Here is a 23,334-nt window from a genome sequence, read left to right on the forward strand (position 1 = left end):
AGCTGAAGCTAAACAGCACTGATTCTGCCTATTCTCCCTCACACGACTACGAGACTGATTGTAGCTCTCATTGATCCAATCCTTGACTATGGAGATTATGATCTTGAAGCGAATACGAGTTACATGGATGGAAAAACCAAGTGTATTGATTTTTTATGGTGATGTAGGTGTAATCGACCTAGTACAAAAAAAGATGCCCATCCTCACTTATGTGAGGGGCATCCTTTTCACGGAAAACACTACGAATCCAACTTCCTCCCGAGTGTAATACTCGAATCCTCGAAGTTGTCCACCGTCGTCTTTTTTTCATAAAAGTGTACGGCATGTTGCATAATTCCTTCTCTTGTGTAAAACGCGTCTTCCGCTCCTAGTGGAAAAACAACCTTTTCTCCCGTACTTGCCGACTTATAGATACCCACAATCAGTTCGAGTGTATTCCGACCACTTTGGCCATCCACCAGAAGGGGTGATCCTGTCTCAATAGCATTTAACACATTCTCAACTTGGCCAGCGTGACCGACATGAGTAACATCCGGTAATTCGTCAGCGAGCTTCTGAATCTGGTGTCCCAACTCTCGATTTGGTTCCGGAAATCCGTTATTCCGCGCGGTAGAAGCAACCACTTTCCAAGGTGCAGATACCCGGGCTTCTTTGCCCTGAAAAATTAACTGTTGCTCCTCTCCGTGATGTACGACGGAACTGGTAATCATGCCAAGCGCCCCTTCCTGGAAGCGAAGCATCGCCATGGATATATCCTCAACTTCGGCATTATCATGTGCCGTATTTGCCATCATCGCCTGTAGTTCCACTGGAGGTCCCATCATCCAGAGCATGGCATCAATATGATGCACCGCATGATTAAGTGTACAGCCTCCGCCTTCTTTTTCCCATGTCCCGCGCCACCACAGATCATAATAATTGTGGCCACGCCACCAGAACGAATCAACCTGCACATGTACAATCGGTCCCATCCGTTTACTGTCCAGCACACCTTTTAACTTCATCATTGGTGTCGTAAAACGATTCTGTGCTACTACGGATAACAACTTGCCACTTGCTTGCGATGCTCTCAACATAAGATCCGCTTCCTCCAGGGAAGAAGCCATCGGTTTTTCGACCAACACATGTGAGCCTTCTTGCATGAAATCACACGCAATGGGAGCATGCGTATACGGTGGTGTACAGACTGATACCAGATCAATGTTTAGGGCAAGTAACTCTGTGTAATCCGTGACAGCTTGTGCACCTTTCAGACCATATTCATTAATTCGCTTCTGTGCTTTTTCCACGTAAATATCGACCACAGCAACAATCTGACATCGCTCAGGGAATGCCAAATATGCTGAGATATGTGCTCCACTAATAGCACCTGCTCCGATAATCGCCACTTTTAACATCGTTGCATACCTCCCTTATTCCCTTCACAATACACAATAATAAAGCGCTTTTATGCGTTCATCTTGTGCTAAAATAAAACTATCTTGCGCATGATAAGGGAGGCATTCATGAAGTCCATCTTTCTGGGAGAACAATTTAATCTGGTCTGTCGTCGTACATCCAACACTACGTCTCGCGAAGTGTTCCATGCTCATTCGCAGCTGGAGATAACCTATATTCACGAAGGATATGGGCAGTTGATAACCGAAGGTCAGGTTTTCTCCCTTGAACCCGGTATGCTCATGATTTTTCGACCTTTTCAATTGCACCACATCCAGATTCAAGTATCCAGACAGCAGCCTTTCATTCGAAATGTACTCATGGTTGAACTTGATCTACTGAAGGCACATTGGCCCCAATTTATCGTTACTCACGACTTCATACAGGATCTGCTGGAAGAGCAATCCCCCATTCAGCCCATCCGACTTGCTGCCACATCCCCACTCGTTGAACGAATGGAACAATATGCAGATTCGTATCCAGGTCTGCTACCTCACGAAGTAGAGGAGGATACACGCCTCTTTTTATTGGATCTGCTCGTACAACTTCGCTATCTTTGGCGGGAGGGGCAGCAACACCGCTCCCAAGATGTACTCTCGTCCAGTGCAAACGTTCTTCACCCTCATGCCGAAGCCATCATGCAATGGATTGAACAGCATTACCATGAGCCTTTTCGTTTGGGGGATATCGCAGATACACTTCATTTATCTCCCTATCATCTGTCTCATGTTTTCAAAAAAGCGACCGGAACCACAATCGTTGCTTATGCTCAAGCCACCCGCATTCGTCATGCCTGTGTGCTGCTCACTCGGTCCTCGCTCACCGTTCCCGAAATCGGTCACCGTGTCGGTATGACCAGCCCCTCTTACTTTTGCAAAGTATTCCGTTCTACCACAGGCTCTACACCACATCAATATCGGCTGAAGGTGCAGGGGAGGAAGTAATGGATCACAACAACAAGAAAGAAGCGAAAGAATTCACTTCTCCGCTTCTGCTCCTCTTCACAGTTCACCCGATTCAACGCACATTGAGCTCCAACCGTTTCAAATAGGGAATTAGGCGTCTCTCTAGCTGCCTTAAATCATCCTTCTGTTCCGCTGACAATCGTTCCTCATGGGTACTTCCATCCTTGTCCATCACCATAACTTTGTATTTTTTCATTTGTTCATAGACAGACTTGAACTCACGATATTGTTCCTTGGTGAATGTCTTCTCTGCCTGTTCCAACTGTTCCGTCCAAAATTGCTGCTCGTCCATCAGTTTTTTGGAGGACCCTACACTCACAGCTTCCAGCTTCTCAAAAAACGGTTCCAACTCAGCTACAAGAAGGTTATATCGTTCCTGCTCCACTGTACTCCACTGCTCTGGATGCATATTGCCCTGAGAATCGGCATACTTCACGGCCATTTGCCCTAATTGCTTCAGCAAGTCCATATATTGAACAAATTCTTCTTCGCTGAAATGGGCCTTGGCCATCTGCAACTTTGCTTCCAACCTCATATAATCCTCAGCTGTTCCCCCCATAGCTTTGATATTCTCCTGTGAACCATATATTCCGTCTGCGAGATAGGTGTATCCTGCGTAGGCTCCGGTGGGAATAACGAGCACAACTGCTAATAGCCCAGTGACCAGCCATTTTTTTCGATTTCTTCTGATGTGTGAATCATTTCGAATACTATCCATCATTTTATGTTTAATTCTCGCAGGAACGGACCAATCATTGGTCTCTTCCTGGTAGGCTCTTCGCAACTGTTCATCGAGTTTCATGCAGATCCTCCACCTTTCCCCGCAATCTTGGATTCATCTTCTCTTTCTGTCTTAACTTCGCCAGCGCCGCATGTATGCGCGATTTTACGGTTCCAAGCGGAATCTCCAATATGCCAGCAATCTCCTCTTGCGTGTATTCATTCAAATAATGAAGTGTAACCACCTGCTGCAGCTTGTACGGCAAACGGTGCACCTCTTCCAGCAGAGGACGATTTGCCAGTTTGTTGACCAGATCAGTGGAAAAATCATATTCTAGTCCAACGTCAGATTTCTCGATCCGCTTACCAAACCGAAACTGCATCAATCTTTTGCGTCGATAACTCTGAACCTGTCGCATCGTCACCCCCATCAACCAGGGACGAAAAGCACGCTCCGCATCATATCGCGCCAATGATCGATACGCCTGAATGTAAATCTCCTGTACCACATCCTCCGCGTCAGACTTGTCCTTGATGAGAAATCGCACAGTTTGATATATCCTCGTCACTGTTTTCTCATATAATTCTCCATATGCTTCTTCCTGCCCCGCCCGTATTAACGTTACAAGTTCTATGTACTCATCTTGTTCACTCATTATCCATTCCCCTCCTCCTTACACTATATATTGGCATGCCAGCATCATATCGTTCGATTTATTTATTGAATGAGTAGGTATGGCTGAATCTGATACAAAAAGAGCCTCTGATGTTTATCATGATATAATATACCTAATTTTGATATAATTGGAGGTTCTGCATCTGAGTTATAAGATCCCCTTTGGTCTTTTGCTATTATCTATATCGATCGTCGGATTTATAATCGCCAGAAGCTAACTCGAGGCCTACGCCACGGTATACAGACTTATTGGGATATTGGTTATCTTATCGTCTCTTTTTCTTTCGAAAGCGGATATAAGGGAGTAACTTAGCAGGGGTGGTCACTACTGTAATGAAACTTTTCAGCAAATTGTACTCAGAATATCTCCTGATTCCACGACCTCTACGTTTGTTGTTTTTATGGGGATGGATTGTTTTGTTTTTTGTTGCTGGTACCAAATTCAGATGGTTCTACTTCCTACAATAAGCTGATTCAAAGAAGTCTGATCCCCTGGGACATAAAAAAAGAGCTGAGTCGTCATTATGACGTCTCGGCTCTTCTTTGATCATCCTCTTCCTTGCAGATAAAGATATAGGTAATCAACTCGAACTCGCTTATATGTTCCTTTTTGAGACAAACTTTATTTGATATTCAGAAATTCATATCACTTGATCACCGCTCCTGAATAGTTCTACCTGTTCAAGTCTTGCTAGTAAGTTGGCAAGGCTTTTTCTCTTGAACGCAGTTGTTTGGCTTTGCTTATGTATTCTTTAGATTTTCTTCAGATTTATGCTCATTAATTCCTTAGTTTTTTTCATTAAGATTGCTATATCAACAAGAGAGGAGGCAAAACAATGATCAGTAATACGATCTTAGAGCTACTTCATCAGTATGGTTATCTGATTTTTTATTTTGCCTTCTCATTAGGGCCTTTCGGAATTCCAATTCCAAATGAGATCACGATTATCAGCGGTGCCATTTTGAGTCACACAGGAGTTATCAATTCATGGATCACATACTTCTGTATTTTATCAGGACTATTAACGGCCATTACCTTTGCTTATTTTGCAGGGAAGTTATTTGGACCCAAGATAAAACACAGATTCCAGCATCATAAACACTTCGTCAAGGCTGAACTGATTCTGAATAAGAGTGGCAATTGGGCGATGTGCATCGGTTTGTTCATTCCAATCGTGCGATATGTTCTCCCTTTGGTGATGGGACTCAGTGGCGTGCAGTATAGAAAATTTGCTCTTATCTCCTATTCCAGTGCTTTGTTATGGACCATCACCTATTTTACAGCAGGAACTTACTTCGGCGGTCCCATTCTATCTACGCTGCAATTATTCCATTTCTAACTGGTTTGATAACAGACCATCACATATATGGAGGAACCACAAATATGAATTCTAATGAACCCATTTTATTTTTGAAAAGCTTTCTGCAAAGCCCTAAACATGTTGGCAGTATCATACCCAGTTCCCGATTTCTCGCAAGTAAAATGGTGAAGCAAGCCTCTTGGCTAGAGGCAAAAGCAGTCGCCGAGCTTGGATCGGGTACAGGTCCTATCACTCGTTATATTCATCAACAAGTACAGGATTCCACCAAAGTCCTATTGTTTGAGATGAACGAAACGATGAGGAATACTCTTCAGACGGCATACCCGGAGTTCTCCTGTTATCCAGACGCCGCTCGATTGGTAGAATCCATGAATCAAGAGGGCGTTCAGCAACTGGATTACATTTTTAGCGGATTGCCGTTTTTCAACTTTGAGCCTGAATTAAGAAATACGTTGGTAGACCAGATCTATAAGGCACTCAAACCTGGAGGATTATTCATCGCCTTTCAATATTCACTCCAAATGAAAAAAACATTATCCGAACACTTTATCATCGAAAAAATAGAATTAGTGCCTTTGAATATCCCACCTGCGTTCGTTTATGTCTGTCGCAAAAAGGAAACAATTTAAACATTCCAGACTATCGTTTACACTGATGTTATCCTAATTTTTAAGGAGTGTTGAATTATGAATACCGTTCTCGTTGTTGATGATGAACCCGATATCCGTGATGTCATTCATGTCTATTTACGTAACGAAGGATATCATGTCATTGAAGCAGCCAATGGTGAGGAAGCGCTAAATATTATCAAAACAACATCGGTTCAACTCGTTATTCTGGATGTTATGATGCCCATTATGGATGGAATTAAAGCCTGCTTCAAAATAAGAGAAGTATCAGCCACTCCGATTATAATGCTTTCCGCCAAGGAAGATGACATTGATAAAATCACTGGCCTGACTACCGGGGCTGATGATTACATGGTCAAACCGTTTAATCCGCTAGAATTGCTGGCTCGCGTTAAAGCTCAGTTACGACGTCAAACACTGATTGGAAAACCAGAGTCCAATTCACTTATTTTGATCAAGGACCTTGTCATTGATACCAGTAAACATTCTGTGAAGCTCCAAGATAATGACATTTCGCTTACACCACTGGAGTTTTCCATTCTGGTGCTGCTTGCCAGCCATCCTGGACAAGTATTTAGCTCCGAGAAAATTTACGAAACCGTATGGAAGGAACCTTACGGGTATTCGGATAATACGGTGATGGTTCATATTCGTAACCTGCGAGAGAAATTGGAAGTAAATCCGCGGGAACCTCAGTACATTAAAACGGTATGGGGAGTGGGATATAAAATTGATTAAACGATTACCACAGTTTAAAAAAAAGATACAGATTAACATCCTATATCAAATGTTGATCAGTTTATTGATTTCGTTTGTTGGCTCTGTGGGTGTAAATAATATGTTGATCATAGCTGCCGCAAAAATTAGTGAAAGATTTAATTGGCCTTCGCTTCTCTACATTTTTCCTTACGTTCTAACACCAATCTTCATCGTAATTTTCACGTTAATTTTTTTGTTTTCCACACGAAAAATTGTGAGAGATCTCATTACATTAGAGCAAGGGCTTCAAATCATATCTGAAGGAAATCTGAATTACAGGGTGCCCGTTAATCGACAAGATGAACTTGGACGCGTTGCTTCCAACATCAATCATATGACAGAACAGTTAAAGCAACAGATTGCTAAAGAACGTGAATTGGAGCAATCCAAGATGGACATGATCACTGGTATCTCACATGACCTGCGTACACCGCTTACCAGCATAATTGGCTATATTGAGCTTCTCAAATCAGAATCATTTCAAGACAAAGCAGAGTATGATCGTTTCATCCAAAATACCTATAACAAAGCAACGCATTTGATGAAGTTACTCGATGATTTATTTGAATATACGCGTCTTAACGAAGTGAACACCCAATTGAATTTGAAAAATGTTGACCTCTGTCAGCTATTGGACCAATTGTTGTTTGAATTCGAACCTTTAGCTCAGGAGCATGGGATTCGTATTGAAAAAACACTCGGTAATGCTCCAATCATGGTTTCCCTGGATAGTGATAAGATCGCTCGAGCCATCGACAATCTCCTCATGAATGCACTAAAGTATTCCTTTAAACCGGGCACGATTCATGTTCGAATGAGTGTGCAGCATAATCACGTTACCATTGAAGTAGAAAATAAAGGCATACCACTAACGATAGAACAAAAAAACAGACTGTTTGATCGCTTTTATAAGGTGGATTATTCGAGGAATAGCGAAGGTATTCAATCAGGATCTGGTCTGGGACTTTCTATTGCGAGAAACATTGCGGATTTACATCAGGGGACTTTAACACTAAAACATACGCGTAACGTATTTATATTCCAATTAAGCTTGCCTTCTAACATCCAGTGAAACATCAATAGCATTGATAATGGAGGATACCGCGATGAAAACATTCGAACCACTTCTTTTTCTGCAAGGATTTCTGAGGAACCCCAAACGAGTAGGCAGTCTCCTGCCCAGTTCCAAATATTTGGCAAAGAAAATTGTCCAGTCTGTACGATGGGATGAGGTAAGAACCATTGCTGAGCTGGGGCCAGGAACAGGGGCCATCACACGTCTCATAAGATCACATTTACCGAAATCTGCAACCGTGTTTTTATTTGAAAGAGACCCCAAAATGAGAAGTAATCTGAAGAAAACATATCCTGAATTCATGTTCCATTCCAATGCATCCTATCTATTAAAAAGGATCAATCAAGAATATATCCATCAGTTGGATAGCATCATTTGCGGACTGCCATTTTTTAATTTTTCCAGAGAAATGAGACAAAACATCCTGTCACAGATCGATACAGCGCTCCGACCTGGAGGCACATTAGTGTTATACCAGTACTCCCTTCATATGAAGAAACAATTAGCTGAGTTATTTGAGATGGAGAAAATTCAATTTGTGCCCTTCAGCTTCCCTCCTGTTTATGTATATGTTTGTCGTAAAAGACAAGATGAAGGACAGCGTGAACCGATCGACTTGAGGAAGACTTGATTTATCCTCTTTATATGTTTAATGTCCTGTCTTGTCCTGTGAGGATCTAATTATGCGAGTCATCATCTTACGCGGCAACAACCGCGGCATAAACGCGATGAATCGGTTCCGAGCACCAGGCATAATTAATGTCTTGCCACGCAAGAAGCCTTGATACCCTTCTTGCGCCACCTGTCCAGCTTCCATGATTGGGCCTTGCAGCATCTTCGAGACACCCATACCCGAACGATCAACAAATCCGGTAGATGTCAGGCCTGGACACAGTGCCGTTACCGTAACACCCGTTCCGCTTACTTCATTCTCCAAAGCCTCGGTGAATGATAGCACGTATGCCTTTGTTGCATAATATACCGACATCATCGGTCCAGGGAAAAAACCTACCAACGAAGCCACATTCATCACTCCGCCTTGCCCACGTTGGATCATATCCGGCAAGAATAGCTTTGTCATGACGGTTAAAGCCTTGATATTCACGTCAATCATATTAACTTCTTGTTCCATATCCGTTTCCATAAACGTCCCGAACAGACCGAAACCTGCATTGTTGACAAGATAGTCAACAACAATGCCCTTTTCCTTCAGCTCATGATAAATCTCCTGTGGTACCCCAGGTGCCGCTACATCTTTGGCAATAACCGTTGCCTGAATGCCATACTTTTTCTGATACTCCTGAGCTAGATCCTGTATTTTACCCTCGCTTCGTGCTACCAGCACAATATGATGTCCACCTTTGGCAAACCGATCAGCTAACTCTTTACCGATCCCACCCGATACCCCTGTGATTAGAACTGTCTTTCTCATATCGTTACCTGCCTCTCTTTTCTATAACATATGTTTCATCTGGAACATCAATTAGAATGAACATTCTATAATAGTAAAAAATGGACTACCTTAGTATGAGATCCATGGATAGCATCGCTATACGAAGCAGTTTTTCCTTGGTCATCGAAGTCTTGGCCATCCCCCTTAAACCAATACTTACGTTATGCAGATATTCCGCCAATACCTCGGCGTTGTACTCCGTTGTGAATTCACCTTCTTGCTGTCCCCACACCATAATGTCCTTGATTAGTTTCTCCGTATTTGCAAACATCTCCGTCGATCGGTTGTTCATGTCTTCATCGCGTGCCGCCAATTCTACCGTCGAATTAACAATGAAGCAGCCTGATGCTGGAGATTCCTCTCCATGAATTAAAGAAAGAAATATAAACTGAAGTGCTTCCGTTGCCGTTTTAGAACGCTTTACGCCTGCTGCAAGAGCGGAGCTGATTTTGTGATCATACAGATCTACTGACTTTAGAAACAAGGTATGTTTGTCACCAAATGTGTCATACAAGCTTTTACGATGAATTCCCATATGATTAACCAGATCCGTCATAGACGTCTTCTCGTAACCTTGTTCCCAAAAAAGTCTCATCGCTTTATCCAGTACAACAGACTCTTCGAACTCTTTGCTTCTCGCCATTGGTTTCCCTCCTGTTCAGAAAACGAACATTAAATAGCATGAGCATGATCTTAACGAGCCTTTAAAAGGTAACAATGACTTTGCCCTGAGAGTGACCCGTTGATACTTTGATCAATGCCTTTTCAATGTCCTCAAACGTATACGTAGAATCGATCGAAGGTTTAATGTCTTCTTTTTCTACAAGAGAAGTGATTTCTTGCAATTGGATCCCACTGGAATGCACAAATAAAAAACGATATTCATTTTGATTCTTACGCGCTAAAGAATCCAGGCGTGCACCTACGAGACCAAACAATGCTCTTTTCCACAACGGGAATTGACTGTCCACTGCAAAGCGATAATTGGGTCCAGCCTTCAAAGAGACTAATTTCCCCTGTGGTTTCAAAATGCTCAATTCAGCTTTGATCTCGTCCGCACCCAAAGTGTCAATGACATAATCGATATCGGACAGAATGTCAGCATAACGCTCAGTCTTATAATCAATGAATTGATCTGCTCCAATGGATAAACTACGTGCTCTGCCCCGTTCACTGCCACTTGTAATCACCGTTAATCCCATAGACTTGGCAATCGGGATGGCCATTGCCCCGAATCCACCCGTTCCGCCTGGAATAAACAACTTTTTATTCGGTTCAGCTCGGAGTACATCATGCAATGCTTGATACGCGGTCAAGGCAGTAAGGGGTACCGCAGCAGCTTCGATAAAAGACAGATTTTCAGGCATCATGGATAAAGCATCCTCATGTACGGCCGCATATTCAGCAAAAGCACCAATTTTATTCAGTGGCAATCTGGTATAAACCGAGTCCCCCACTTTAAAATTCAAAACATCATCACCGACAGCTTCAATAACACCCGATAATTCATTCCCTAAAGTTAAAGGTAACGTATAGTCGGCAATCATCCGAACACTGCCATTCATATTCAAGATATCCAGCGGATTTACACCCGCAGCTTTCACTTTGACAAGGACCTCATGGCTCTGAATTTGAGGTATCTCAATATTATTGAGTTCCACTTGGATTTTTTTGGAGTATTTCTTTATTTGAGCCGCTCTCATCATTTATCCTCTTCCTTTGCTTATAGACTACATAAGTTGAACTAAAGATTATTTACACTGATACTACGATGACAGAACACCCCTCCAATCGCTGTTATCGTGTAAATAAGTAGTTAAACTTATGTAGGAACATGGCGCGCAATGTTCAGTTGTACGCCATGCTCCATACTTGTGCTAGTGTAGCCCCTCTTGCGACTTTAATTCTTCCAACGTAGGATAATCCGTGTAGCCCTTACTTTCCAAACCAAAGAATGTTGTCGGATCTGCTTCATTCAATGACGCACCTTGTTGAAGTCGTTCCACCAAATCTGGATTAGCTAAGGACCATACACCAACCGGTACCAGATCAGCGAGACCACCATCTAGATCTACACTAAGATCATCCAACGTTCTTCCAGCCCGATTGACCAACAATGGATTTTGCCAGATCGAACGAATGTCTTGAAGTAGGTTCTCATCTCCAAGATGCATAACATGAAGGTAAGCCAAATCCAATTGAGCCAATTCTTTTACAAGATAGCGATAGAGTTCAGGGCCTTGTTCTCCATCTTGAATTCCACCCAGCGGTGTCCCTGGTGAGATGCGGAAGCCTGTTCGTTCTGCCCCTATTTCCTCCACAATGGCTTTGGTTACTTCAATCGCAAAGCGAGCACGATTTTCAATAGATCCGCCATACTCATCTGTGCGTGTATTCGAATTTCCTCCTAAAAATTGATTGATCAAGTATCCGTTAGCCCCATGAATCTCAACGCCATCCGCCCCTGCTTCAATCGCTGCGGCTGCTGCTTTTCGGAAATCGGAGATGGTCGTTTGAATATCCTCCTGACTTAATTCCCGGGGAACGGGGATATCCTGCATCCCTGTAGCCGTAAACATTTCTACACCCGGTGCGATCGCTGATGGAGCAACCGGTTGACGATGATGCGGGGTATTGTCCGGATGTGACATGCGACCCGCATGCATTAATTGGATGTATACATATCCGCCAGCTTCATGCACCGCATCCGTTACCTTTTTCCATCCATCAATATGCTTGTCGGTATATATGCCCGGTGACCATAAGTAACCCTGTCCATCATCGGAAGGTTGTGTTCCTTCCGTAATCAGGAGTCCCATCGTTGCGCGTTGAGCATAATAAAGTGCCGCCAACTCTCCAGGTGTACCATCTTCTTGTGCTCGACTGCGTGTCATAGGTGCCATCGCTAGTCGATGAGGCAATTCCATGTTGCCAATCTTTGTTTTACTCCATATCTTTTCCAATTGAATGTACTCCTCTTCTTATTTGAGATTTTGTAAATGTATCCTCTGGATTCTGCTGTATTAATTCAATTCTGAAATCACCGGGTAGATTGCACCTGTCAGCTGAAAATCATAGTTCTGATCTACAATCCCTACAACCACTTCATTGTGATCATACAGATCGATCATGAAGCCTGCCATTTCTTTAGCTGTGTGATATTTGGGCATATTCGCTTTGTAATCAAATCCTTCAGCATCTATTGATTTTTGCACAAATTCTGTTTCCGTGATCGCTGGTGCCAGGATCTTCGCTTTTAGTTTTGCACCTTTCAGTTCCAGTTCTTTGGCAAGACCTTCTGTGAAGGCACTAACGTAGTATTTCGATGCAGAATAAGCAACACTGCCTACAGCAATGGCATATCCGAGTGCGGATGAGACGTTGATCAATTGAGTGCCTTCCACATTCGCATAATCTCGCACATACAGTGTAGATAGAATGGTCAAAGATTCGATGTTAACACGCAGCATCGTCTCCACTTTATCCAAATTCTGTTCAGCAATGAACGAGCCTTCTCCGAGCCCTGCATTATTGATCCAAGTCTCAATTTCATATTCCTTCAAATCGTTATAAAGCGTGTACGCCTCTGCGCTAACAGACAGGTCGCTTGTATGAACGATAACATTTACTTTAGGGTCGATACCCTGAATAGTTGATTTAAGTTCTTCAAGCTTATCCAATCTTCTAGCTACCAAAATCAAGTTTTTGCCCCGTGTTGCAAATGCCAATGCTGTTTCATATCCAATTCCTGAACTTGCTCCTGTAATCACTGTGTATTTCATCATATTCTCTCCCTTATATTCTTTAGATTAGTGTAATCTCAGTTTTGAGAACGATCGTTCTTTATTGTGAAAAAAAAAGTAGTTAGATCTAACTTGCTGTTAGCATATCATTTCTAGAACGAACAGTAAAGAATAATTTTATATGTAGAAAACATGCTTGGAACATACTTAAATGAGAAGAGAAACGCTATATAAACCATTTTATATCATAAATTAAGAATTCCTATATCGTTTCACTCCTTCAATTTAAGCAGAACTAACTTTTCTTTCATTGGTTAATCTAATGTCAGGCCGCTGGCCACAAGTATAACCATCAACCTTTCCTAGCTACGCTAATCTGAATTCAACATCATCCACGCCAGAAATTCTCCAAACGAATCGGATACCTTTTCAACCTCTTCAAATTCAGGCTCACATCCACGGACAATAGCCCCATTTTCGGTTGTTAAGTCAATGGCATAGAAGGAATATCCATCCTCCACAGACATTACGATCGGCAAGTGATGATCCCACCAAGCCGTTATCTCTGACTGCCAAATAGAATCACCCTCTGCTGCCTCCAAACTAAGCATTTCAAATTCATTCCATTGGAATGCGGTCTCCGTGCTATTGTTGAACTCAGCCTCACAAATAAACCAGGTTTGCTCATCCGGTGCAACGCATTTTTCAACTACATTTAGAAATTCTAAATATTCATCTGGAAGTCCTTTATATCTTGAAGTAACGCTGCTGTTTAAATGTGACTGCGAACCGGATTTACTCATTATGTCCCAGCCCTTTTCCCCGGCCCAAGTCATAAATTCCCTAAGGTGAGTTTTTCCTTTTCCATTATTCATTTCCAATTTATACACCTGCCCATCAGCTTAAGAAATAGAAACTATATCACCTATTCGGGATTTGAATGGAAAATCCCTGCTGTGGTGCTTCAAAGAGAAAGACAAAAAGACTGGAAACATGGCCCGAGAAAAGCGGCAACCAGGTTCCAGCCTTTGGTGGTTTGGGGGAAAGTTAATTTTAAATTGGACAGGAATTATTAGTTAGTAAATATCCGCTGTCTCATCGCCTCAAACAACAAAATCGTTGCCGCCATTGCCGCATTGAGCGACTCTGCCTGTCCCTGCATCGGGATCGTAATCGCATCATCCACCAAGCGTGCTGTAGCGTCCGAGATACCTTTGCCTTCGTTACCGATCACAAGCCATACCGACTGCGTAAAATCATAACTATAACATGAATGCTCTGCCTGCAAAGAAGTACTTACCAGCTTCACGCCCGCAGCCTTCGCTTCGGGAAGCAAGGATTCCAACTGGCCCTCCACAATGGGCAAATGAAACAATGACCCCATCGTCGAACGAATCGTCTTCGGATTATATACATCAGCACAGCCAGCGCCAAGTACCACCCCAGCAGCTCCAGCTGCATCCGCACTACGGATGATTGTCCCCACATTCCCTGGGTCCTGCACACCATCCAGCACCACAACAAGCCCGCGCGCTCCGGTAATCAGGCTTTCCAGTGGCTCACTGCCTTTACGCACAATCGCGAATACAGGCTGTGGAGTCATTGTATCCGTACATTTGGCGATAACCGCAGGAGATACACTGACCCACTCCACACGCTGAAGCGGGTTTTCAAGCCCGGCAAGCTCATTCGGTACGCCTTGCTCTCCATCGTACACAATACACTCAAGATCTGCTCCGGCACGTAATGCTTCCTGTACCAGATGAATGCCCTCAATGATATATTTATGTTGACGGGTACGATGCTTTTTCTCCAGCAACTGCGCCCATTCTTTTACACGTGTATTTTGCGGTGATACAATATCCATCTTTCCATCCTTCCCATCTGCATCCATCACTTCGGATACGCAAGCTCCATTTTCGTCAAATGATCCTTGTGACCTACAATGATCAGCACATCTCCAGCTTCGATCCGGTCCTCCGCGTACGGCGAGATGTTCATCGAATTTCCACTGCGAATCGCCATCACGTTACAACCAAAACGTGCACGGATGTTTAATTCCATCAGGTTTTTACCGATCATTTGCTCGGAGGCTCTCATCTCCAGAATGCTGTAATCCTCAGATAACTCGATGTAATCCAGTATATTAGGCGAGGTCAGATGATGGGCTACGCGTAGTCCCATATCCCGCTCAGGATAGATGACTTTATCCGCCCCAATCTTCTGCAATACCTTACCATGAAGCTCATTTTGAGCTTTTACGATCAGCACCGGTACACCCATATCTTTCAATATCAGGGTTGTCAGAATACTCGCCTGAATATCTTCACCAATCGCCACAACGACAACGTCGAAATTCCGTATGCCCAGCGCACGCAGCGCTTCTTCATCTGTTGAATCTGCCGATACCGCATGGGTCACCACATTGGACATTTCCTGAGTCCGCTGCTCGTCCGCATCAATTGCCAGCACGTCGAATCCCATGCCACTCAGTGCATTGGCAACACTTGATCCGAACCGTCCCATACCAATTACGGCATACTGTTTCTTGGCCATTAGGGTCTTAACCTCCCGCTGCTCTTCAGCATGACGCATCATTACAGATACCCATGCTAACGTAAATAATCCTTCGTAGTATACCACAAAGCCTGATAAACTTGAATGCGCTAGCGCTTCCCAGGGAACAGTATTAGAGCAGCCGAATATACGAGGAGGGAATTGCGATGCCCATTACATTAAGCCTGCGTGAAGCGATTGTTCATAAAGTTCATGACAAGAGTGATGATCAGCTCCGGGAGATGATTGAAGGTTCAGTAGATGGACCGGAAGCTGCATTACCTGGACTTGGCGCCATTTTCGAGATGATCTGGAAGAACACAGAACCTGCCAAGCAGGAAGAACTCATTCAAATCGCGCAAGAGCATCTGCACACCATTCCCGTCCAACCGCTTAGCTAATCGAAGCAGTGGAGGGTAAGGTAACCATCATTACGTTTGTTCTGTCTGCAAAAGAAAGCTTTCCCTTATTCGGCTGGATCATACCCGCCTCCAGGTAAGGTGTATAGCAATAGATCCCTCCGCCAATCGGCGGAGGGATCTTATTTTTAACAAGTTCTATCTCATCACATGAGCTTGTCACGTTCAACTAACCCTTTTAACAATTCCCACGAAATACTTCTGTCTTCACTTAAGGCGCAGTCTCCAGGAATTGAGCTGTAGGATTTTTATCCATAGCCGTTCTCATTGCGTACTCATTTTCGAAGAGCACTACATAATTTCCTTTTTTATCTTTTACAAGTGCAGAGTTAATCCGGAATTTGCTTGGGTCCAGATTCTCGTCCACGATCCAGCGAGCGAACTGATAAGGCATTCGCTGCAATTGCACGTCTACCCCATACTCGCCTTTCATCCGGTATTCAAATACCTCGAACTGAAGTTGACCAATTACGCCGAGGATTGTCTCGTCGAAACTTGCCGTCTGGAATACCTGAATGGTTCCTTCCTCCGTCAACTGATCAATTCCTTTTTGGTACTGTTTATGTTTCAATGCATTTTTCACGGTAACTTTGGCGAAAATCTCTGGTGAGAACGTTGGCAACTCCTCAAAGACAATCTCGCTGCCTTGGCTCAGTGAATCACCAATCCGGAAGATACCCGGATCGAACAAACCGATAATATCGCCAGCATATGCCTCTTCGACAATATCCCGATCTTGTGCCAGGAATTGCTGTGGCTGTGACAGCTTGATTTCTTTGCCCACACGAGTATGCTTCACACTCATTCCACGTTGGAACTTGCCTGACACAATACGCAGGAACGCAATACGATCCCGGTGTGCCGGGTTCATGTTTGCCTGAATCTTGAACACATAACCGCTGAATTTCTCATTCGTTGGCTGAATCTCTCCTGCCGTACTGCGACGTGGTTCAGGCTTCGGTGCCAGTTCCAGGAAATTCTCCAAGAAGGTCTGTACGCCGAAATTGTTGATCGCACTACCGAAGAAAATAGGTGTCAATTCGCCGCGTTGAACTTTCTCCATGTCGAATTGGTCGCCCGCAATATCCAGCAACTCCAGATCCTGACACAATTGATCATGCAGGTATTCTCCTGCCATCTCACGGATAATCGGATCTTTGTAGCCATCTACCTTTTGTACTTTAATCGTCGAGTGATCGTCCCCTTGGAACAATTCCACCTGATTTTTCATCCGGTCATAGACACCACACAGCTCGCGACCTGTACCAATAGGCCAGTTCATCGGAACCGAACGAATACCCAGTACATTTTCAAGCTCTTCCATCAGGTCAAATGGGCTTTTACCCTCACGGTCGAGTTTGTTGATGAACGTAAAGATTGGAATGCCACGCTTCGCACATACCTGGAACAACTTGATCGTTTGTGCCTCGACACCTTTTGCCACGTCAATCAACATTACCGCGCTATCGGCAGCCGTCAGTGTACGATACGTATCTTCACTGAAATCCTGGTGACCCGGTGTATCCAAAATGTTGACGCGATGATCCAGATAATCAAATTGCATTACGGAAGAGGTAACCGAGATCCCCCGTTGTTTCTCAATTTCCATCCAGTCACTTGTTGCGTGTTTGCTGGCTTTCCGAGCTTTTACCGTTCCCGCAAGGCGAATCGCGCCCCCGAACAGCAACAGTTTCTCGGTTAATGTAGTTTTACCCGCATCCGGGTGAGAGATGATGGCAAACGTCCGGCGTTTGTCCACTTCCTGTTGAAGAATTTCATTTGCAGCTTTGCTCATAGGTTTAATCCCTTTCGTCCGTTCATTCACGTTAATCCGGCATGGCCGGTCCATCATTCAATCTTTATGCAATCCGGCGAGGCCGGTTGATTGTACACGAGTTTTTACGTACTAGGTATTTACACACTAGATTAATTTTACACATTTACAATGGAGTTCATCCTCCTCAAATCTGTGCTTTCATGTATACCGTGAACTGCTTCTTAACCCAACTCTCCTATTGTACCATAATCTGTACCGAAAATAACCGATTACTACCGCAGATTCTTCTCTTTTCCCTTGCAAAAAAAAGCACCCTTCAGCCATTTCCATGGCATCCAGGCACTCCTCATTCATTTTTATTTATCGGTTTTAGAAAATCAATGCATCCAGCGCGTATTGTCCGCCACCTGTCAATGCCAGCGCTACACCAATCACCAGAATCGCGAGATTATATTCGAATCCGTTCTGTGTGGACCAGTATCCGTTCGCGCCATGGACTTTCACAATCGCAATGACCATCGTCAATGCAATCAGAATGCCACCTACCGGTGTGAGCAGACCTAGAGCCAACAGCAATCCGCCACCGAATTCCGCGAGTCCAGCCAGTAACGCCACCAATGCACCGGGCTTCATGCCCATCGACTCAAACCAGCCGCCTGTACCCTTGATCCCGTAACCTCCGAACCAACCAAACAGCTTTTGAGCTCCGTGCGCCATGAACGACAATCCAATCACCAAACGAATCAACAACAACCCTACATCCAACATCATTTTCTTTTCCTCCATTCAATATATACAAAATAGTATTCTTAGATTAAAGATATTATGCTAAATTTTTTTCTTCATGATTCTCTGTGTCGCAAACCCCTTCAACTGGTTTACATTTTTTTTATCATGATAACTTATCCGAAACGTTTGCCCGAATGAAGTTTGTCATTTGCGTAACTCTTTAACTCCTGTGTTGAGTATAAGTTACATACTTACTTTTTGTCAACAACTTAATTTAAATTACTTGTTTCCTGATGATGGATACCTACCTTTTCCCCCACTAAAAAGCCTGGGTACACCGCAAAATTTGCGATTTCCCCAGGCTCAGTCATGTTGTGTATGTTGTTAATACTTTTGTTAATGCCCTTACCCTACCCTAACCATTCACTTGCCAGATCACGCTGTCCTCGTCCTGACCATTCACCGGCCACCAGTGGAATCCGTCCTGCTCCAGCAGCTTATCTGTCGCTTCTGGCCCCCATGTTCCAGCAGGGTACGTATGAAGTTCTCCCTGATTCTGTCCCCAGCCTGCCGCGATTCGATCCACAAAAGACCAGGCTGTTGCCACTTCATCCCAACGGGTAAAGTACGTAGAATCCCCCTCTGCGGCGTCGTGCAGCAGACGTTCATACGCTTCAGGCGAGTTAATTCCAATCATGCAGCTCTGACAGAAATCCATTGCGAGTGGCTGAATCTCAGAATCCGAGCCTGGTTTCTTGGCATTGATTTTGATATATATGCCTTCCATCGGATTCACCCGAATGACCAGCAGATTCGGTTCCAATTTATACTTTTTCCCAAGGTACACGTTGTTTGGCATCGACTTGAATTCAACTACGATCTCGGTTGTTTTCACCGGCAGACGTTTGCCTGTCCGAATATAGAATGGCACGCCCGCCCAGCGGAAATTATCCACGAATACACGTGCTGCAAAATAAGTTTCTGTATTCGACTGCGGATCAACCTTGTCTTCCTGGCGATACCCCGGAAGCTGCTTGCCACGGTACTCCCCTTCGGCATACTGCCCCCGCACAACGTTGTTGCTCACTTCCTCATCCGAAGTAAAGGCCCGCAATGAACGTAATACCTTCACCTTCTCATCCCGAATGTCCTCCGGGAATAGGCGACTCGGCGGTTCCATCGCAATCATTGTCAGCATCTGAAGCATATGGTTTTGCCCCATATCACGGAGTGCTCCGGAGTGATCATAATAACCGCCACGTTCTTCCACGCCTACCGTCTCACCAAGCGTAATCTGAACGTTGGCAATATGTTTGTTGTTCCAGAGCGGTTCAAAAAAAGCATTTCCGAAGCGGATCACTTCGATATTTTGCACCATTTCCTTGCCCAGATAATGATCAATCCGATAGATTTCCTCTTCACGGAATACCTCACGAATCTGCTCATTCAGATGTTCGGCCGATTGCAGATCATAACCAAATGGTTTTTCGATCACCAAACGGTTCCACCCCTGACTTTCCAACATACCACCGTCCCGCAAACTGTACGAGACACTGCCAAACAGCTCAGGTGCCAGTGCCAGATAGAACAGTCGATTCCCCGGCGTGTTAAACTTCGATTCCAGATGCTCCGTCTGCGCACGCAGCTCTTTGAATCCTTCCACATTATTAATATCCAGTGCTTTGTATTCAAAATGATCGACAAAAGCGTTCCACTCATCAGGTTCCCCCGCTGGATAACGGCAGAACTCTTTAATGGATTCTAAGATGTCTTCCCGGAATTCTTCTGGGGACCTCGGACGACGTGCTACGCCAATAACCGCAAAGTCTTCGGCAAGCTTGCCTTCACGGTAAAGACTGTAGATAGCCGGAAACAGCTTCCGGCGGGCCAAATCACCCGTTGCTCCAAAAATGAAAAATACTGCGCCTGGTGTCTGTACTTCATCTTTCAATTGTTTTTCAACCATGGGCTCCTCTTTCTTCCGGGAAGATAACCTTCACGCTCTCCCCGAGCTATGTAATGTGTTATATATGCAGGACATACAACTGTCAATTACCAGCAAGTTCCTTCTTGGATGTGATGCCATTTTAGCATATCAACTGAACGGATGCACTATTTCAAACTCATTTTTCTGATAAAGATTCTCAATATTGGGTCCTAATTCATGAAAAATTCATCCCTTAATATTCAATCGTAATCACCGGAAACCCCACTGTAATTCGATTATCAACCTCCTCACCAACCTGGTGAACTGCAAGTTGCATATTCAACATATGCGAGCCACTCTTGATCGATAGGGGCAGCTCAGCCGCCTTATAAGAGACACTTGCGCTAGCTACATCCGTGTAACGTTCAAAGGAGGCGAAATCCACATTTTTGGACAGGTCTTTCTCAATCAGTGCCAACTGCAGACCCGCATCACCTTCAATAGTAGTAGCGGCCGTACCTTGCACAGACATATTCCAGCTTGCCTTCATCCCTGAGTCTACAAGCAGTTGATCGACCTCTTCATGTAATGTCATTAATGCCTTCCGATCCGTGTGTGCATCCCCTGAGAGTTGTACGATGGCATAGTAACCATTGTCTCCTGTATCGACGACATTGACCAACATGCCTACGCCACCATTAGCTGTATCGACAATCTCTTCACTGCGGTAAACATCATGACCCGTCTGGCGTACCCGCACAGGTTGTTCCAGTCCCAAGTGACCAGCCAGTAATGTTGCCTGTGCTTCTGCATTTCCCTGACCTTCTCCTTGCCATTTAATAACTAGACGATCCACATTATCAATCACGTTGTCAGCCGTGTAGATTAACTGTTCCAGTTGGGCTGCTTTGGATTCGTTCTTCTCTGCATATACCTGTGTCACACCGATAAGAATAATGATTGCCATTGCCAATATACCTGCTGTCATCCAACGATTTAACATTTGAATCCCCCGCTTCTTTCTTGCATTCTATGAATCTATCAACAGCATGCCCCTTTCCCCCATTAGCTATACTTCTTCTGCACACAACAAAAAAGCCCCACCCACCATATTCATGGCAGAGCAAAGCTTTTCATTCATACTTTTCTATATAAATTGAACTACACAATATTTACACTCGCCACTCCGATGACAGAACAACCTTCCGATCGCTGTTATCCCCCAATTTTTTTGATTCTTTTCATAAAGGGTACATCCGGGGATAAAGGCGAAGTGTATGCTTCCGAAGTAGCTTTCTTTCAGAAAGCTTTTGCTTCGCTTCTTCTGGTTCTTTCTGTCCTCTTATCTATACTTCCGCACATTAATGCACAGTTCTTTGGCTTAATGATGTTATTGCATATAGTTCTTGTTATTACTCTGCAAGTCCATTTTTATAAGCATAGATCGCGGCCTGTGTACGGTCGTCTACGCCCAATTTTGCCAGTAGGTTTGTAACATGGAACTTGACTGTTTTGATACCAATGATCAGATCATCAGCGATGTCCTGATTCGATTTACCTTTGGCGAGCAACCGGAGCACATCCATTTCCCGGTCCGTTAATTCATCGTGCAAAGGAGCTGCTGCCTGTGGCTGCCGGAAGCGATTCATCATTTTCGAAGCCACCTGTGACTCCAGAACGGATTGCCCGCGAGCGGCTGCGCGAATCGCATCTGCCACTTCATTGGCTCTTGATGTTTTCAACAGATAACTGAATGCGCCTGCTTCAATGACAGGATACATTTTTTCATCATCCAGGTAGCTGGTCAATACGATGACTTTGCACTCTGGATACATTTTAAGTACCTGACGAGTAGCCTCAATGCCGTCCATTCCTTCCATAACCAGGTCCATCAGAACAACATCAGGCTTATATTCCTGTGCAAGCCGAATGCCTTCCTCTCCACTACCTGCTTCACCAACAACTTCAATTCCATCTTCGGTATCCAGTACCGCTGCAAGACCAATACGTACCATCTCATGATCATCCACGAGCAATACTTTGATCGACGTTTCCGTCTCCGTTTCGACTTCCGGTTCCATTGACATGTTCTTCCTCGCTTTCATCGTTCATCAAAGGTATCGTAATCTCAATCCGCGTTCCCTTACCAGGCGCTGTTACAAAATGTATGGCCCCGCCAATCTCCGTAACACGTTCACGCATGTTAGCCAGACCGTAAGAAGCTTGTTTATTCTCATCCAGATCAAAGCCTTGCCCATCATCACGGATCAATACCCGGATCGCATCAGTACGGCGCTGGATCCGTATCTCCATTTTTTCCGCTTTTGCATGCCGTAACGTATTGGACATAGCCTCCTGAACGATCCGGAACAGATGATTCTCGATGCCTTTGATCAGATCAATGTCTTCGTCCATTTCGAGCACAATGTCCATAGGTACTTTTGTTTTCAGTTCCATCACCAGATCACGCAGACCTTGTTCGAGATGTTTACCCTCCAGATAGACTGGACGCAGATGTAACAGTAACGCACGCATCTCGGACTGGGCTACCGAAGCCATCTCCTCAATCAAAGCCACCTGCCGCTGAGCACGTTCAAAATCCTTCTCCATCTTCCGTCCAACGGCCGTTGCTGTCATGGATATCGCAAACAATTGTTGCGATACCGCATCATGCAGTTCCCGTGCCAAACGTTGCCGCTCTTCCACAATAGCCGTAATTCTGGCTTGTTCAGCAAGCTGTGCATTATGAGTAGACAATCGCTGGAGCGTAGATATCTGATCTTCCCACTTTTTGCCGATTCGTCCGAGTTGCTCACTTAAACGGCCCACATCATCATCGCCCAGATCAGGTACAGTGCGTGATAGAGAGCCCTTCTCCCACAGTAGAAGTGTTTCCCGCAGCAGTTCAAGCCGGCGTTTAACCCGGTAACTCTGATAGAACCCAAAGACCGCACCAATCCCAATCAGAAGCAGCAATAAGGCCAGACCCGATTGAATCAGATGCCGCCAGCCTGTAAACGGAGCAAGATAACCATATGTATACAATACATACAAAATAACAGCTAGCACAATGAAAACCAGGAGGATCCCTTCACCCATACTTCGGGTTACCATGTCGGTATGTCGTTTTGTCTTCATCGGGGTCTC

The 23,334-nt window shown here is 44.4% G+C and carries 24 protein-coding genes; 7 read left to right on the forward strand and 17 right to left on the reverse strand.

All coding sequences use genetic code 11. From position 1 onward, the window contains the following. Positions 1–239 precede the first annotated feature (239 nt). Complete coding sequence (locus tag MHH92_RS25280; protein ID WP_340907062.1) at positions 240–1,397, reverse strand: Gfo/Idh/MocA family protein; 1,158 nt, start codon at positions 1,395–1,397, stop codon at positions 240–242. A gap of 108 nt (positions 1,398–1,505) precedes the next feature. Between MHH92_RS25280 and MHH92_RS25285 the strand changes: the two genes are divergently transcribed. Further along, complete coding sequence (locus MHH92_RS25285) at positions 1,506–2,381, forward strand: AraC family transcriptional regulator (RefSeq protein ID WP_253503212.1); 876 nt, start codon at positions 1,506–1,508, stop codon at positions 2,379–2,381. A 73-nt stretch (positions 2,382–2,454) separates the two neighbouring features. Here the strand turns inward: MHH92_RS25285 and MHH92_RS25290 are convergent, their stop codons facing one another. Next, positions 2,455–3,204 (reverse strand): DUF3600 domain-containing protein, encoded by a 750-nt coding sequence (locus tag MHH92_RS25290; protein WP_340907065.1) that lies wholly within the window; start codon positions 3,202–3,204, stop codon positions 2,455–2,457. Then, a complete protein-coding gene (locus MHH92_RS25295) occupies positions 3,191–3,778 on the reverse strand; it encodes a sigma-70 family RNA polymerase sigma factor (protein ID WP_340907066.1) in 588 nt (195 codons plus the stop codon). The genes MHH92_RS25290 and MHH92_RS25295 overlap by 14 nt, the downstream gene beginning before the upstream one ends. Positions 3,779–4,634: 856 nt before the next feature. Between MHH92_RS25295 and MHH92_RS25300 the strand changes: the two genes are divergently transcribed. From MHH92_RS25300 to MHH92_RS25320, 5 genes are read left to right on the forward strand one after another with little or no spacing between them, the layout of a single operon-like run. Then, positions 4,635–5,138, forward strand: a complete 504-nt coding sequence (locus MHH92_RS25300; protein WP_036605709.1) for a DedA family protein — start codon at positions 4,635–4,637, stop codon at positions 5,136–5,138. Between the two features lie 44 nt (positions 5,139–5,182). Then, on the forward strand, positions 5,183–5,749 hold the full coding sequence (locus MHH92_RS25305) for a class I SAM-dependent methyltransferase (protein WP_340907067.1): 567 nt from the start codon (positions 5,183–5,185) through the stop codon (positions 5,747–5,749). 57 nt (positions 5,750–5,806) lie between these two features. Beyond that, on the forward strand, positions 5,807–6,487 hold the full coding sequence (locus MHH92_RS25310; protein WP_340907069.1) for a response regulator transcription factor: 681 nt from the start codon (positions 5,807–5,809) through the stop codon (positions 6,485–6,487). A 49-nt stretch (positions 6,488–6,536) separates the two neighbouring features. After that, entirely contained in the window at positions 6,537–7,580 is a 1,044-nt protein-coding gene (locus MHH92_RS25315; RefSeq protein WP_340907780.1) for a sensor histidine kinase, read from the forward strand. Positions 7,581–7,614: 34 nt separating this feature from the next. After that, positions 7,615–8,214, forward strand: coding sequence for a class I SAM-dependent methyltransferase (locus MHH92_RS25320; protein WP_340907071.1), 600 nt, complete (start codon positions 7,615–7,617; stop codon positions 8,212–8,214). A gap of 18 nt (positions 8,215–8,232) precedes the next feature. On the opposite strand, the gene MHH92_RS25325 is transcribed toward MHH92_RS25320, so the two are convergent. The 8 genes from MHH92_RS25325 to MHH92_RS25360 all read right to left on the reverse strand — a co-directional run bounded on the left by MHH92_RS25325 (position 8,233) and on the right by MHH92_RS25360 (position 15,374). After that, the gene (locus tag MHH92_RS25325) at positions 8,233–9,015 is read right to left on the reverse strand and encodes an SDR family NAD(P)-dependent oxidoreductase (RefSeq protein ID WP_340907074.1); all 783 of its coding nucleotides are present in this window, start codon (positions 9,013–9,015) and stop codon (positions 8,233–8,235) included. An 85-nt stretch (positions 9,016–9,100) separates the two neighbouring features. Further along, positions 9,101–9,679 (reverse strand): TetR/AcrR family transcriptional regulator, encoded by a 579-nt coding sequence (locus MHH92_RS25330; RefSeq protein ID WP_127548134.1) that lies wholly within the window; start codon positions 9,677–9,679, stop codon positions 9,101–9,103. Positions 9,680–9,740: 61 nt separating this feature from the next. Beyond that, entirely contained in the window at positions 9,741–10,739 is a 999-nt protein-coding gene (locus tag MHH92_RS25335) for an NADP-dependent oxidoreductase (RefSeq protein WP_340907782.1), read from the reverse strand. Positions 10,740–10,913: 174 nt separating this feature from the next. Further along, entirely contained in the window at positions 10,914–11,999 is a 1,086-nt protein-coding gene (locus MHH92_RS25340) for an alkene reductase (protein WP_340907077.1), read from the reverse strand. A gap of 60 nt (positions 12,000–12,059) precedes the next feature. Continuing rightward, positions 12,060–12,818, reverse strand: a complete 759-nt coding sequence (locus MHH92_RS25345; protein WP_047841328.1) for an SDR family NAD(P)-dependent oxidoreductase — start codon at positions 12,816–12,818, stop codon at positions 12,060–12,062. 332 nt (positions 12,819–13,150) lie between these two features. Continuing rightward, positions 13,151–13,654, reverse strand: a complete 504-nt coding sequence (locus MHH92_RS25350; protein WP_340907079.1) for an SMI1/KNR4 family protein — start codon at positions 13,652–13,654, stop codon at positions 13,151–13,153. Positions 13,655–13,851: 197 nt separating this feature from the next. Further along, a complete protein-coding gene (locus MHH92_RS25355) occupies positions 13,852–14,646 on the reverse strand; it encodes a TrmH family RNA methyltransferase (protein WP_340907083.1) in 795 nt (264 codons plus the stop codon). 26 nt (positions 14,647–14,672) lie between these two features. After that, the gene (locus tag MHH92_RS25360) at positions 14,673–15,374 is read right to left on the reverse strand and encodes a potassium channel family protein (RefSeq protein ID WP_076254620.1); all 702 of its coding nucleotides are present in this window, start codon (positions 15,372–15,374) and stop codon (positions 14,673–14,675) included. A gap of 128 nt (positions 15,375–15,502) precedes the next feature. Here MHH92_RS25360 and sspI point away from each other — a divergent pair, with 128 nt between their 5' ends. Then, on the forward strand, positions 15,503–15,736 hold the full coding sequence (gene sspI, locus MHH92_RS25365) for a small acid-soluble spore protein SspI (protein WP_017692323.1): 234 nt from the start codon (positions 15,503–15,505) through the stop codon (positions 15,734–15,736). A gap of 229 nt (positions 15,737–15,965) precedes the next feature. Here sspI and MHH92_RS25370 read toward each other — a convergent pair whose 3' ends face one another. The 6 genes from MHH92_RS25370 to MHH92_RS25395 all read right to left on the reverse strand — a co-directional run bounded on the left by MHH92_RS25370 (position 15,966) and on the right by MHH92_RS25395 (position 23,325). Further along, on the reverse strand, positions 15,966–17,549 hold the full coding sequence (locus MHH92_RS25370; protein ID WP_047841330.1) for a peptide chain release factor 3: 1,584 nt from the start codon (positions 17,547–17,549) through the stop codon (positions 15,966–15,968). Between the two features lie 351 nt (positions 17,550–17,900). After that, positions 17,901–18,299 carry a DoxX family protein gene (locus MHH92_RS25375; protein ID WP_024634146.1) on the reverse strand — a complete coding sequence of 133 codons (399 nt, stop codon included), beginning with the start codon at positions 18,297–18,299 and terminating at the stop codon, positions 17,901–17,903. 376 nt (positions 18,300–18,675) lie between these two features. Further along, positions 18,676–20,226: a glucose-6-phosphate dehydrogenase gene (gene zwf, locus MHH92_RS25380; RefSeq protein ID WP_340907084.1), complete on the reverse strand. Its 1,551-nt coding sequence runs from the start codon at positions 20,224–20,226 to the stop codon at positions 18,676–18,678. 214 nt (positions 20,227–20,440) lie between these two features. Beyond that, positions 20,441–21,190, reverse strand: a complete 750-nt coding sequence (locus tag MHH92_RS25385; protein WP_340907086.1) for a YwmB family TATA-box binding protein — start codon at positions 21,188–21,190, stop codon at positions 20,441–20,443. Positions 21,191–21,599: 409 nt separating this feature from the next. After that, a complete protein-coding gene (locus MHH92_RS25390; protein WP_091020933.1) occupies positions 21,600–22,268 on the reverse strand; it encodes a response regulator transcription factor in 669 nt (222 codons plus the stop codon). Then, positions 22,210–23,325 (reverse strand): sensor histidine kinase, encoded by a 1,116-nt coding sequence (locus tag MHH92_RS25395; RefSeq protein ID WP_036605687.1) that lies wholly within the window; start codon positions 23,323–23,325, stop codon positions 22,210–22,212. Before MHH92_RS25395 ends, MHH92_RS25390 begins: the two co-directional genes overlap by 59 nt. Between the last annotated feature and the right edge of the window lie 9 nt (positions 23,326–23,334).

It is taken from the genome of Paenibacillus sp. FSL M7-1414, assembly GCF_038003195.1.
GTDB classification, from domain to species: Bacteria; Bacillota; Bacilli; order Paenibacillales; family Paenibacillaceae; genus Paenibacillus; species Paenibacillus amylolyticus.